The organism is Shewanella livingstonensis (assembly GCF_003855395.1).
GTDB classification, from domain to species: Bacteria; Pseudomonadota; Gammaproteobacteria; order Enterobacterales; family Shewanellaceae; genus Shewanella; species Shewanella livingstonensis.
The window spans coordinates 3,740,564-3,753,210 of sequence record NZ_CP034015.1; the positions used below are offsets into that span (position 1 = coordinate 3,740,564).

A 12,647-nucleotide genomic window follows, 5' to 3' on the forward strand; every position below is an offset into this window, starting at 1 on the left:
GCACAATGCTCTCCCTACTTTATTCAGGAAATATCCCCTATGTCTTGTCCTTGAAAAGCTCCAGCTCTCTACAAGCGATAAATCCTATCTCGACAACTCATGATACCCAGCGCTTTCAACCTTTCCAATAATGTCATAGCAAGGTATGCGTCCGGCGAACTACGTCTTGTCTAGCCTAACCTGCCAGGGTAAGAGACTGTTGAGGTCACAATCAGGGTAGGATAATTGTTCTAAGCAGTGTTCGATGTAATCGAACGGGATGAGTCCATTCGCTTTAGCCGTTTCTATGATGCTGTACAAAATTGCACTCGCCTCAGCGCCGCGATGGTTGTGATTGAATAGCCAGTTTTTACGCCCTATCACAAACGGTTTTACTGCCCGCTCTGCGCGGTTGTTGTCGATATTGAGGCGACTGTCTTGCGTGTAACAACTCAGCTTTGACCATTGATTGAGGCTGTAATGGATGGCTTTGCCTAGCGGACTTTCCTTTGATACTTGCAGCACTGATTTATCCAACCATTGCTTAAATAACCCCAGCTGAGCACGTGAGTGGGTGCGCCTAAAATACAATCGCTCTTCCAGGCTCAGTGCTTGTATTTGGGTTTCAATACGGTACAGCTTGGCTATCATGCTCAGCGCCATATCCGCTTTACTGATTTTGCCTACTTTGGGCTTGCCTTGTGCTATTAGCGCTTCTTTGAATTTACGCCGCGCATGAGCCCAACAACCGACCAGTTTATTGTTTGCTTGCTGATAAGCCGCGTAGCCATCGACTTGTAAATAACCATTAAATACCGTTTGCTCGGTAGCCAGAAAACGGCTCACGCAGGTGCCCGCGCGGCTACCGTCTTGATAGTCGTACAGTACTATATTGCGCAAACTTTGATATCGAGGCTCAGTGCTTGGTTTATCCGCGCCAGCGCAATACACCCACATGTAGGATTTCACCCGCTCATCGTTAATCACTTTGAGCGTGGTCTCATCGGCGTGGATGACATCTTGTGTTAATAAATGGTGGTGGAGTAAATCATATAATGGCTTGAACAGCGCTGCAGATTTCATCATCCAATCCGCCATGGTTTGCCTGCTTAAGGCGATACCGTGTTGCTTGAATAAGGTTTCTTGCCGATAAAGGGGTAATGCGTACTGATACTTACTGGTAATGAGTTGGCTTAACAAGCTTGACGTCGCCACGCTTTTAGGGATAGGACTGACTGGCACGGGCGCTTGTTTGATATTGGCCTGGGGTCCTTTAGTCTCACAATGCTTGCAGCTGTATTTTAATCTAACGTGCTCAATCACACTGATTTGCGCCGGAATAAACTTCAGCTTCTCACTACTGTCTTGGCCCATTAACGCCAGCTCATGACCACAGCACTCACACTGCTTATCTTCATCACTAATATCATGGATAATCACTTCACGTGGCAGGTTTTTAGGCAGTAATTTACGCTTGGCGCGCTGTTTAGGTGACACAGGCGCGTCAGTATCTGCTGTTAATTCAACAGGCTCATCAACCGTGACTTCAGCTTCGTTAAACAACTCACCTTGATAATCATGGCTTTCACTGCTGGCGCCGAAACGTTGTTGCTGGGCTAAGCGAAATTGTTCAAGCAAACGCTGCACAGAGTGTTTAAGTTCGGCGATTTCAGCGTCTTTCAACTCGATAACATTATCTTTAGCCGCCAGCGTCTCAAGCAATAATTGCTTAAGTAAATCAACGTCATTGGGTAAGTTATCAGGGTTTAGTTTCATGGTGTTATTATATCAAATATCCCATTAAATAAGGCTAAAGCAGTGATCTAATTATCGAAAACAGCCTTCGCAATGGCGATCAATTAACTGTAATTCAAGCCGTTCACATGCTGATGACCCAACACATCAAAGCCAGATAACAGCCAATGAAACTGTTGCTCAGATAAACTCAGGCACTCATCAATACTTTTCGTCGGCCACTTAAACTTATCCTGCTCGAGGCGTTTGTACCAAAGTGCAAAGCCGGTGTTATCCCAGTAGAGGATTTTTAATTTATCACGGCCTTTATTACAAAAGACAAACACACTGCCGTCGGTGGCCTGTAAGGATAATTGCTGCTCAACGATAACAGCTAAGCCATTTATCGATTTACGAAAATCCACCGGTGCACGGTGCAGATAAACACACGGAAGCTCACGAAACATCAACATGCTTGTAGGCCTTTTATAATCTCAAGCAGGTATCGTGCAGGCAAGGTGCTGGGGAAAGTCCATAGCCCTGTATGATGCTGAAAATGGATAGCCTGGGCTGAAGCGGAAGGTTGAGCTTGGGTTGTCATCGCTGTCGGCGATGTCACGGTAGCCTTAACAAACGGCGCTATCTGTTGGGTGCCCGTTTTAGCCATGTCCGCTTTGCGGGCGTAAAACCCACTAAGACTAAGCTTGTGCACACGACAAAAATTTGAAATCGTTAAGCCGCTAGCGGATTGCTGTTGTATCAAAGCAGCCCAATCTTGATGTGAACGTGTAGCCATGTTAACTCCTGATGTCATTACCAGTCGTTAAGATAAAGGCTCGATGAGCGCAGTTGAAGACGTACTTGCCCGGACGCATACATAGCAAGTGTCATTTAGTAGAGTAACAACGTGATCTCGCCCCACATTAATCACGGCTTTGGCTTCAGGAAACAGAGCGGCCAGAAACTGGTGAAATTGGTAACACCCACCTTCAAGAAATATGGTTTCAACATACCTATCAGTCGAGCGTAAAGAGCTAATTACCCCCTCAATTTCCATGTGCCTGTTTCCTTTGTCAGTGCTTGGCTTTCAATGGGTACTTATCAGGGTGTTTAATACCGTCCATAGATAAGTCCACATCAAGATCTGGCCAACAAAAACCATCTCGACCTTGCTCTTCAACATTAAAGACGGCGCTTACAGCCGCATCCTTAAACCAAGGAAAGGCTTCAAAACTTAAGAAGTGCTCCTCCCCTTTAGCAAACAGCCAAAGACCATGGGGAGTAACTCCCAAGACCTTAGCCAAAGTGTTTATTCCAAGCTGCTCTGATTTCATCTTCGTGATCCTTAACGCTGCGCTCAAGTTTAGAAAGCTCTTTAACTGAAAGGTGGTAGCTGCTGGCTAAGCCAATTTCAGGTTCTAACCAGAACTTTGCCTCGCCTTCATGCCCTACGACATGAACATGCATTCTTGCTTCTTCATTGGAAAAAAAGAAGAACTTAAACCCTCTTTCTAGGTAAATTGCTGGACTCATCTGTACGCCTTATCTGATTAACTTAAAACTATTATGAGCGATTGCCGCTCACATGCAACGTTATTTTGAGCGAATACTGCACACTATTTGCTATCACGTTCTATTTTCAAACCCAACACTATCAATTCAACGGCGCGGCGGCGGGTCTTCCACCAATCATAAAAGGTACGGCGTGGAACCTGGGCGAGATCTGCGACTTCTGTTGCATCTAGGCCACAATTAGCTTTGCAATACTTTGAAAATTCGCCTTGTTCTTTATTTGTCATATCATCCACTTTCTTCTCAACTTGAAGGATTCTAACCTTTTTTGTTTTGTTGCTTTTCTTTTGATAAACCACTCTGCAATCGGACTAAAAGCCGTATAATCCATTGCGAGGATCTTGCTAATGGAATCATCACTAAAGCCTGTTGTGATCATGATATCATTTGTGCTCATTCCTGCTTTATATGACTCAATAACGCACGTTCTAACAAGTGATAGACGCCTTACACCTGCATCCCAGAGCCCTGCATTTTTAATTAACTGATCTAACAGCCTGTTCATTGCGTGTGGGCTGATGCTTTCCCCTCTATTTTGCACAGTGAACGGCTTGAGATTGTCATCGACAAATAACGGGGCGTTTGGGTTTAGGCTCAGGTAATGCTTGTGAGGTATCGTATTGTTCCCCAATTCAACCAGCCATTTAATATACTTTTCGAACGCCCTTTTTAGCTCATCATTAGCCAGCACAATAGGCAATTCTGGTATTTTTACATTGGTCCTCTTGTATTCCATAACCAGAACAGGGTTTCCTCTGCGAACTAACTGTCATAACCGCTTCTTTCTTGTATTTAACCTGATACATAAAGGTTTAATAGGTAAGAAATGTTAGATCACGCTGCTTTTTAACGATAATGCTACCATCCACTAAACTCGCTTTAGTATAGAGTAAGACTCTGTCAAAAAAGGTCGATTTTATCATGACGATAAAACCTACCGCTATCAACGTTATTTAGTTGCTTAGCGATGAAGCTAATTTTAGTAGTGGTAACGACACGAAATTAGCGTGATAGCGTGATCATCAACAGCATAAACAAGCCTATTTGTGTCATCAATACGACGCGACCAAAAGCCAGATAAGTTTTCCTTTAGTGGCTCTGGTTTACCTATGCCCTCAAATGGCGAACGTTTAACATCATTGATCAGCTTATTAATTCGCTTTAGTGTTTTCTTGTCTTGAGTTTGCCAGTACAAATAGTCATTCCAAGCATCGTCAGTCCAGGAAAGTAAACGCATGCGACTACTCATCAATTAACTCTCGTGCTGTTGTTTTACCAGCACGATACTGCGCTATGGAACGATTTAAATGCTCGGCATTTTCAGGCGAGCGAAGTAAATGAACTGTCTCCATAAGACTATTGTAATAGTCTAGAGACATAACCACTGCATCTTCCGAGTCACGGCGAGTTATTACGGTTGTGTCAGCATCATTAACGACACCGTCTAAAACGGCTTTGAGACTGTTTCTAGCTTCAGTAAAAGATACGATCTTCATATGAACCTCAACATGTACATTTAATTGTACAAGTATAGCCTTATACGTTTAAGTTGTACAATTAATTGTACATGTGATATTGATAAGGCAACTAACGTTTTAGTCATTTATGCGTTGCACTGTTTGCATCAGGCAAAAAATCATAGTTTATTTGAAGCGGTTGTGGTTCTTTCGTATAGGCTGGAATATTTGCCACTTCTACTTTAATCTTCTGTTTTGGTTAATATTTTCTCCCTGGAGAAGTACAAACAGCGTTTCTATATGTTGCAAAGCGACTTATCGATAACGTTTGCTCTATTGCTTCATGTGGCATTGAAAGTCCTAAGATCGATTAATATTGTCGATACCGTCAGTTTTGTACTAATATGACTCAGAGCGCTTTGGATATTCCTGCTTCGGCAGCCCACCAAAGACATAAGATAAAGATTAAGCCTACGACTTCTGTTGTGGGTTTTTTCGTTTAAAGGGGCTAACCGCCATCTTTTGGCTTTGTCCCCACCTTTTATTTTGTACTGGGGCATTTCTTCTTGGGGTACATACACCCGTTCCCAGATGGAAATGGAAGAACTAGCAGGTTTTTGATGAACTTTATGTTCTTGCTCGGAGGTTATCATTGGACAATTATTCCTGTAACTCACCGTACCAAGTACCTTGATCCGCTGGAGAGTGCCTCGATAGATAGTAATGTTGCGCCGTTTGCTAAGTTTATAAAAGGTATAATGCCTGCTTAGAAGTAGGAAGATAATGAGTTTGATGTTGAGTGCTAAAAATAATGCTTATTAGGAAGAGTGAGCGACTGGGTTCATTCTAAATCAAAACAATACTAATAAAATATGCACATTTTTATGCTAATGCTGGATGGCTAAGGCAAGTCAAAGCTAAATATGGTACGGCCAATCAAAATCGACTTATCCGTTATTGATAAAGAACAATGATGGTAGCACTCGTATTTACCATGGCAACATCATCTCCTTCGAGCATCACATTATGAACATGTTAAGGAACTACTGATGACAACGACCCAAGAAGCTTCATATCAACAACTCAAAGCACTTCTTGAGTGTTATTTTACAATTGATGACCAAGATTACCTGATCCCTGTATTACTGAGTTTTTCAGGTGATGCCAATAAGGTCATCTCTTGGTTTACTCAAGAGCCTATACCCGCATTCGGTAATATCACAGCTTTAGGGGTTTGTGTTCGTGGCGATGGTAAATTGTTGATCGATTATATAAAGTCAATTCAAATGGGTGGGTATGCTTAGGTTGGACCACCACCAACCAAAACAAACTGACACTCACTTATTGTTGGAGACTCTATCGACGACATTGACAATTATTGTTAACAGCGCAAAAGTGCTGAATGGCACTGAATTAATGAGACATGACGGTTATTGTGAGTTTAATAACAAGGTTCATTCATTACAAGCCGGCTTAGCCACTTTTAGTTAAGTAGCACAATGAGGTCAGCCACAAAGTCACTATACTGGTAATAAATACATTTTATATTGGGTATATCTAACATGAGTAAAAAGCCGATATCGATGAACGCTTTAAACATTAGGATAGCAAACGCTCAAGACTTAAGTACTTGCGAGGGGCTACTATTCGATAATATTTTTGACGTTGTGGATGAGGATAAAGCGATTTGTCTCAAAGAAAGCTCAGATATGTGTATTGGTATCAGAGAAATTCTGACGACATGCCAGATATCGAATTCTGCCAAGCATCAGCTAGCCTTGAAGCGAATTGAGCAAATATGGAATGCAGAACCTAATACCGAACTGGGAAATGAGCTAGATGAGTTGGTTAGAATTGTTTGCTCCTATGAAGAGCAATTTTTGAGCTAGATGTGAGGGGGACAGCATTCTCTGTCAAGTTACGCCTAACTGTGATCCTTTTAATGGGTTTAGGTAAGAATGAGATGACCGCTCAACCTCTTACAGCTCATGAAGATGCATGATTTGTTCAGAAAATGAGTCCAATACAAAATAACGGTTAACTTGTGGATTGATCGACAAGTAACTGTGCCATAGGTTGGGTGTTACATGACATTGAATGGCTTGTGTTGGATCTTCCTCTATCAGCCTAATGGCAGATCTCGCAAGGGTTTTTCAATGACTTCAATCATAGATTTGGTCAGCGGCAAATGCACTTTTTCTTTCGTCCATACTTCTTAGAAACCTTCCACTGTTTGCTTGGCAGGATCCAGCACCAGCTTTTCTGGCAACATGGCTTTGGCCGCTAAATGCGATAATTCATCCAAAGTAAACTCACTGAATTTTTTACTCCGACTAACCTTTAACGCAGACAGACATTCGATCGGCTTAGTTTACTCAACATTGGGTTGCAAATAACCATTATAAGTTTGTTGCGTAAGTTTACTAAAGGGTGATTTTTAGTGCCTATCGTATTAAAATACTTATCAAAGTAAACTCGCTGATTTACACGAAACCAATATTCAGACGTTAAGTCACCTCAGATCGATTTAAGCCATAACAGAAATCGCATTGAAATCGACATCAGAGATATTACATTGTGGCTTACTTTCTTTGAGTGGATAGGCGATTAAACCGCCAACCACATCCAACAAAAACAACTAAACGATTGATTTAAAACCACTTTTTACGAATAGGTTGGACCTGTTTTACCGAGATACCAACCAAAAACTAATTAACCGATTTAAATCAACTTTTTACCACCACTCATACACCGGTGAGACTAAAAACCGCCAAAACGCCCTCCAATGAAACGCCATTATCTGAGGCTGTAGGATGAGGCATCTCACGTGGATGGCTTAAGCGTAAGTCAGATGGGAGCTGTTTTGTGCTCTGATAAGCACTCTGGTGGGGTTTATTAGGCAGGCAAATGAAGCACCTATTATGTATGAGTGTTATTTAAGCGAGACCAACAAGAAGCCAATTGCTAGTTAAGTAGTCGTCTAGATCTATCCTTTAAGCCATCAAGAATCGTATCTCTTATATGCACTGGAAAATCTTGAGGTAACTGTGAGTTAACTTTAGTGATGACTGAGTCAACTGAATTGGCTATCTCATTCATAATGTCCGCCATAGTTGCAGGATCAAAACCTACGGCTTTTGCGGTTTGAATAAAGTGCCTTGGTAAGAGCTTTGCTATTTGGTACTTCTTACCTCTTGTCGCTTTGAGCCCCATAGCCAGCTTTGCATCGCAAATATTTACCCCTTTACCGCCGAGCACAGGATACAAAGATAAAATATCGTAAAAAGGGGTTAGTCGATATCCGCCACCCGCCTCAATAAAAAGTGAGAAATTTTTAGCGTGACCATCGGTTGCCGCTAATAGCCAAAACAGTACCTGAGACTTCATGAAGTTAACTCGATCTTGCTCTGAATTGGTGGAGCCTAATAAAGATGACATAATCTGCTCAATATCGGGGCCGCCGTGGCTTTCATATTTTCTCGCTAGCGGAATGTTTAATGCTTGGCAAAAGTCCTCTTGGGGCAAACGCATAATCCATTTACCATCAGATGAGAGCCTACGGTCAAAGCGTTCCACAGCAAGCGCCTTAACATCACCCACCTTAATGATAGAGCATTGTGGTACATCTAAACCAAACTCCCTCACAATCATCATACATAAGTATTCGTTTTCAACGCTGTCAGACATATCAAGAGTATGTTGTGAATGACTCGGTATCGAACCTATGGGCAGCTTAATGATGTGCGTTGTCGGGGTCGCCTTAATAGGAAGCCGCCACTGTCCATCTAGATTAAGTAAGGCCGTTTTTTCTTGGGCACCTGCTATCGATATTCGAAAGTCATCTTCATCGGTTAACATGCCTAATGGAATATCCGACTGATAACCCTTTAACACTCTTTCCAATTCTTTATCTGATAAGGGTTTAGACTCAATCTTTTTGATATCAAACGGCTGTTGATCATGTGGTACAAGTTGCAATGCACCGACACTGTCTTGGCCGACTTTAGCCAATAAATCGAACGCTTGGGTCGATTTAGCATTGTGGCGAGCAACAATTCTGTTTCTCACCGCTATATTATCTGGGAGTAGATTATCGAAGAAATTGTAAACCTCATCACCTTTATAAGCTTGCTTACGCAGTGGCATAGACAAAGAGATGGGACGACTACTGGAGGTATCTAACCATTGCTGTTCATACTTAAACAGATGGGAGCCTGTGGTCGATTTAGTTAACTCTCCGACTAGGTAACCATTCATATAAACATCAAGGATAGCCATTACCACTCCTCCTTCCATTCTTGCTCAGTCGGTATAGCGTTATCATCTACAAGCTCACACCCTAACTCTGGATTTCTAACTTTAATATCTAGCTCAAGGTTTAATGCCGATAATATCTTAAACAGTGTTTCTATTTTAGTAGAGTCAGGGTTCTGCTCAAAACTAGAAACCGTATCCTGACGAATGCCGACCTTACTAGCCGCTTTACTTTGCGATAGCTTCATATTCAGCCGTGCATCTTTAAGATACGCGCTAAGCTGCTTTGAGTTCGTCACCTTCATAATCACTTTACCTATATAAACAGTTCCAATAACACTTTACACGCTATAGCAGGTAAATCGAGTTTTACACGCTATAACCGTTAAAGTAATATTTACACGCTATAGACGTTAAATATGTGATGACATGCTAACGCGTATTGTCATAAAAGAGACTGACCAAAAAATATGAATGAAAAAAATGAAATACCAAGGGGGAGTTTGCCCATAAGAATATCAGCTTACAGACCAATCAAAGTGGTACTAAAGTGGTGACTAAATGTATTTTACACACACAAAGGCACAAGTAACACATTGAATTAAAGCTAAAATCAAAAGCTGCACCACATTCAGAGTCAGAGTATAGAGTGTAAATTACTAACCTTTACAAAGAGTTACAAACATTCATTTACCGTCATGTAACTATCAAACAGGGTCATGACGGTAACTCCAAACCTTCTAGAACCTTTATTAAACGTCAGTTTCCTTCAATTTTAAAAATCGAAATACAAGTCATTTGGCGAGTCCCAACAAATAGTGACATCCAAAATAGTGACTAAACAAATTAAAGGAGAAAAATTGGAGGTAATAACACATAGCGGTAGTTGTTACATTATTGAGCATAATCCAAATCTTTTTGAATTAACACTCGCTGAATTTGCAGTGATGAGAACAGGAGCGTACTCGCCCCAGCGTATAATTGAGATGAGAGACATATTAAAGTAACTCAACAAAAATCAACATTGAAATAGATTGCCGCTGTGATGATTGTTTGTTAACTAGTCAAATAATCACCACTATCGGTTATTTATTGATGATACATTTCACGAGAGTAATATAATCACCTTTATCGGTGAATATATTTAAAAGTTACTGGAATCGTTCTATAATCACTGAAATCGGTGATTAATTTTTAGTAAGGTTCGATTGATGGCTAAGAAAGTAACAGCTTCGAAAATGCCTAGCTCTGCATTCATAGATAATGCAGAAGTTCTGGGCCAACTCATCAAAGCAAAAAGAACGGAACTCGGCCTAAAATTAGCAGACTGTGCCGCGCTATGCGGAATTGGTATTAATACTTTATCACGTATTGAAAACGGAAATTCAAACTGCACTTTATCAGCGGTATTTTCTATTTTAAACGGATTAGGTATTAAGCTAACCTCTAAAGAATTAACCCCTTTAGAAAAGATATCATCACCTCACGATGACTGGGTTTAGATATGACAAAAGCTTACGCATACAGGCTAGACATCAAATACGCTGATCAAGTGATTGGAAATTTATCTTTAGATAACACTACCAACTTATTAAAACTTAGTTATTCACCGCAGTGGCAAAACGAAGGTTTTGCTATCTCACCCCATTTATCACTGGATAATCAACACTCACCAGAAGTCGCTTACAACTTTCTAGATAATGCCTTGCCTGAAGGTGAAGCAAGAAAGCTATTGGCTGAAAATCTGGGTATTTCAGAGAAAAATGTTTATTCACAAGTCCGTGCCATTGGAAATGACTTAGCAGGCGCTGTGACATTTTTACCGTCATTAGAAGAAGAACACAACCAGCCGTCTTTTAGAATACTTGAAGAAGAAGAGTTAATTACAAGACTCGACAATAAAGAAGAATTTGGCCTACTCATATGGGACGATAAGCCACGTCTCAGCGTGGCCGGAGTTCAAGATAAATTAAATGTTTTTATTGATGAGAAAGGCACTATTGGCTTTGGTGATGGCTCACTCTGTTCTACCCATATTTTAAAATTTGAAAAGAGAAACTGTCCTAATCTCGTCTTGAACGAATTCTTTTGTATGAAGCTCTCTAGTGCAGTTGGATTGCCAACTGCTGATGTTGAGTATAGACATTTTGGACCGCACCCATCGCTCATCGTAAAACGATTTGACCGCAAATATGTTGCCAACTCCAACAAAGTAATGAGACGTCATGTTATCGATGGCTGCCAAGCATTGAATTTACCAAGAGACTACAAATATGAGCGAAACTTGGGTGACGGAAGAGATGTTCAACATATTCGAGATGGAGCTAGCTTAGTAAAGCTATTTGAATTCACTGAACATATGTCTTCGCCAATTGAAAGTAAGCAATGGCTTATAAACTGGCAACTGTTTAATTTAATGATCAGCAACTACGACAGTCACGGCAAGAACGTTTCACTATTCTTTGATAGAAATAACGCACGATTCACTCCAGCTTATGATCTCGTCAATATCGCTTTGTTCCCTCAATTTAAACACATGTTGGCGATGGCTATGGGAGATGAGTTTGACCCCAATGATATTCATGCGTATCAACTGGCTGATTTCGCAGAAACATGTGGTATCGATAAGAAACTGTTATCTAGGTTATTGACTGAATTGGCAAATAAAGTGATAAAACAACTATCTACTGAATCGTTGATTGAAAGTCTGAAAACTCAATCTCATTTTTCTGCTAATGATATAAAGTATTTTCAGCAACTGAGTGACAACATACTTACAAGAACCGAGTATTTAAAAGCTCAAGCAGTTGAAATACCTTATATTGAAGTATAGAGACGTCCACTTAGTGGGATCGTGTTTTTACGATTTACTCAGTCCAATTAGTGGAATAGGTTTTTTTAGGGGGGATTACCAACGAACGTAGCCAACACTGCTGCGGATCCAATTAGGAAGGATATAACATGCAATTTATGATGCGACTCGCACCTATTACCTTTCCAATAGCCATTCTGGCAGGCCTTGGTTGGTGTATTGGCATTGCCTTACTCGAACAGCCACATGGCTTAGGCTATGCAATTACCCGATATTGCATGATGATATTTGTGGTACTCGCCCCTGGGCTTACGCTAAAGCTCACGTTCTTCGTGATTGTCAGCCTAGGACGCAAACAGGGGCTAATCGCGCTTGCACGCCCAACGTGTAGCCTGAGTTATGAAGAATCACTTTATTAGTTCAGAGTATTGGCCTTTTTCGATGGTAAACACAGCCGTATGCAAAAAAGCCAATCAGGAGAAACTAGCCTACCCACCATTTGCTCACTTACTGTGGGCAGTTAGGACAATGGGGAAAAGCTTTATATCGCAAGCTTTAGAGGATAAATAGATGAAGCTCTCGAGCCTAATAATTTGCAGAGCCACAGCTTCCATGCCAATGACTGCCGTTGTCGGTACACGCTTAACAATGGCCTTCATCCAGTTAGTACGATTATATTTTCCTTGCCAGATAATATCTTCACTTTCATTAACAGCATGAATGTGGAAAACGTTCTTGGCTAAATCGACACCGACTCTTATCGTGTTTTTCATAAAAACCTCACTGGTTATAAAAAAGACTCCTGCTGCTAGTTTACTCTATTGTCAGCATATGGGACG

Annotated in this window: 19 protein-coding genes and 1 pseudogene; 6 read left to right on the plus strand and 14 right to left on the minus strand. The window is 41.1% G+C overall.

What is annotated here, in order from left to right:
- Window positions 1-159 precede the first annotated feature (159 nt).
- The 10 genes from tnpC to EGC82_RS16165 form a co-directional block, all read right to left on the minus strand.
- On the minus strand, window positions 160-1,755 hold the full coding sequence (gene tnpC / locus EGC82_RS16125) for an IS66 family transposase (RefSeq protein WP_124730991.1): 1,596 nt from the start codon (window positions 1,753-1,755) through the stop codon (window positions 160-162).
- Between the two features lie 83 nt (window positions 1,756-1,838).
- The gene (tnpB, locus tag EGC82_RS16130) at window positions 1,839-2,186 is read right to left on the minus strand and encodes an IS66 family insertion sequence element accessory protein TnpB (protein ID WP_124730990.1); all 348 of its coding nucleotides are present in this window, start codon (window positions 2,184-2,186) and stop codon (window positions 1,839-1,841) included.
- Window positions 2,180-2,509 (minus strand): IS66 family insertion sequence element accessory protein TnpA, encoded by a 330-nt coding sequence (gene tnpA / locus EGC82_RS16135; protein ID WP_124730989.1) that lies wholly within the window; start codon window positions 2,507-2,509, stop codon window positions 2,180-2,182. The genes tnpB and tnpA overlap by 7 nt, the downstream gene beginning before the upstream one ends.
- A 27-nt stretch (window positions 2,510-2,536) precedes the next feature.
- Entirely contained in the window at window positions 2,537-2,770 is a 234-nt protein-coding gene (locus EGC82_RS21865) for a hypothetical protein (RefSeq protein ID WP_425272655.1), read from the minus strand.
- 16 nt (window positions 2,771-2,786) lie between these two features.
- Complete coding sequence (locus EGC82_RS16140; protein WP_124013271.1) at window positions 2,787-3,047, minus strand: DUF2442 domain-containing protein; 261 nt, start codon at window positions 3,045-3,047, stop codon at window positions 2,787-2,789.
- Window positions 3,010-3,246, minus strand: a complete 237-nt coding sequence (locus EGC82_RS16145; protein WP_124013270.1) for a DUF4160 domain-containing protein — start codon at window positions 3,244-3,246, stop codon at window positions 3,010-3,012. The genes EGC82_RS16140 and EGC82_RS16145 overlap by 38 nt, the downstream gene beginning before the upstream one ends.
- 83 nt (window positions 3,247-3,329) lie before the next feature.
- Window positions 3,330-3,512: a hypothetical protein gene (locus EGC82_RS16150; protein ID WP_124013269.1), complete on the minus strand. Its 183-nt coding sequence runs from the start codon at window positions 3,510-3,512 to the stop codon at window positions 3,330-3,332.
- Entirely contained in the window at window positions 3,509-4,021 is a 513-nt protein-coding gene (locus EGC82_RS16155; RefSeq protein ID WP_124731669.1) for a hypothetical protein, read from the minus strand. Before EGC82_RS16155 ends, EGC82_RS16150 begins: the two co-directional genes overlap by 4 nt.
- Window positions 4,022-4,264: 243 nt before the next feature.
- Window positions 4,265-4,534 carry a Txe/YoeB family addiction module toxin gene (locus EGC82_RS16160; RefSeq protein ID WP_124013264.1) on the minus strand — a complete coding sequence of 90 codons (270 nt, stop codon included), beginning with the start codon at window positions 4,532-4,534 and terminating at the stop codon, window positions 4,265-4,267.
- On the minus strand, window positions 4,527-4,781 hold the full coding sequence (locus EGC82_RS16165; RefSeq protein ID WP_124013263.1) for a type II toxin-antitoxin system Phd/YefM family antitoxin: 255 nt from the start codon (window positions 4,779-4,781) through the stop codon (window positions 4,527-4,529). Before EGC82_RS16165 ends, EGC82_RS16160 begins: the two co-directional genes overlap by 8 nt.
- A gap of 527 nt (window positions 4,782-5,308) precedes the next feature.
- On the opposite strand from EGC82_RS16165, the gene EGC82_RS21870 reads away from it, so the two are divergent.
- The 3 genes from EGC82_RS21870 to EGC82_RS16185 all read left to right on the plus strand — a co-directional run bounded on the left by EGC82_RS21870 (window position 5,309) and on the right by EGC82_RS16185 (window position 6,631).
- Window positions 5,309-5,512 (plus strand): Fic family protein, encoded by a 204-nt coding sequence (locus EGC82_RS21870; RefSeq protein ID WP_164839150.1) that lies wholly within the window; start codon window positions 5,309-5,311, stop codon window positions 5,510-5,512.
- 279 nt (window positions 5,513-5,791) lie between these two features.
- Complete coding sequence (locus tag EGC82_RS16180; protein ID WP_124731670.1) at window positions 5,792-6,046, plus strand: hypothetical protein; 255 nt, start codon at window positions 5,792-5,794, stop codon at window positions 6,044-6,046.
- 258 nt (window positions 6,047-6,304) lie between these two features.
- Window positions 6,305-6,631, plus strand: coding sequence for a hypothetical protein (locus EGC82_RS16185; protein WP_124731671.1), 327 nt, complete (start codon window positions 6,305-6,307; stop codon window positions 6,629-6,631).
- 638 nt (window positions 6,632-7,269) lie between these two features.
- Here EGC82_RS16185 and EGC82_RS16195 read toward each other — a convergent pair.
- From EGC82_RS16195 to EGC82_RS16205, 3 genes and pseudogenes are all read right to left on the minus strand, one after another.
- Window positions 7,270-7,377 (minus strand): annotated as a pseudogene (locus tag EGC82_RS16195) (IS982 family transposase); the annotation flags it as partial.
- 329 nt (window positions 7,378-7,706) lie between these two features.
- Window positions 7,707-9,020, minus strand: coding sequence for a type II toxin-antitoxin system HipA family toxin (locus EGC82_RS16200; protein WP_124731672.1), 1,314 nt, complete (start codon window positions 9,018-9,020; stop codon window positions 7,707-7,709).
- Window positions 9,020-9,301, minus strand: coding sequence for a helix-turn-helix domain-containing protein (locus tag EGC82_RS16205; RefSeq protein WP_124013259.1), 282 nt, complete (start codon window positions 9,299-9,301; stop codon window positions 9,020-9,022). Before EGC82_RS16205 ends, EGC82_RS16200 begins: the two co-directional genes overlap by 1 nt.
- Window positions 9,302-10,207: 906 nt before the next feature.
- On the opposite strand from EGC82_RS16205, the gene EGC82_RS16215 reads away from it, so the two are divergent.
- The 3 genes from EGC82_RS16215 to EGC82_RS16225 all read left to right on the plus strand — a co-directional run bounded on the left by EGC82_RS16215 (window position 10,208) and on the right by EGC82_RS16225 (window position 12,227).
- Window positions 10,208-10,498: a helix-turn-helix domain-containing protein gene (locus tag EGC82_RS16215; protein WP_124013258.1), complete on the plus strand. Its 291-nt coding sequence runs from the start codon at window positions 10,208-10,210 to the stop codon at window positions 10,496-10,498.
- A gap of 2 nt (window positions 10,499-10,500) precedes the next feature.
- Window positions 10,501-11,829: a HipA domain-containing protein gene (locus EGC82_RS16220; RefSeq protein WP_124731673.1), complete on the plus strand. Its 1,329-nt coding sequence runs from the start codon at window positions 10,501-10,503 to the stop codon at window positions 11,827-11,829.
- Window positions 11,830-11,957: 128 nt separating this feature from the next.
- Complete coding sequence (locus EGC82_RS16225) at window positions 11,958-12,227, plus strand: hypothetical protein (protein WP_244212476.1); 270 nt, start codon at window positions 11,958-11,960, stop codon at window positions 12,225-12,227.
- Window positions 12,228-12,311: 84 nt separating this feature from the next.
- Here EGC82_RS16225 and EGC82_RS16230 read toward each other — a convergent pair whose 3' ends face one another.
- Window positions 12,312-12,581 carry a hypothetical protein gene (locus tag EGC82_RS16230; RefSeq protein ID WP_124731674.1) on the minus strand — a complete coding sequence of 90 codons (270 nt, stop codon included), beginning with the start codon at window positions 12,579-12,581 and terminating at the stop codon, window positions 12,312-12,314.
- Window positions 12,582-12,647: the final 66 nt, after the last annotated feature.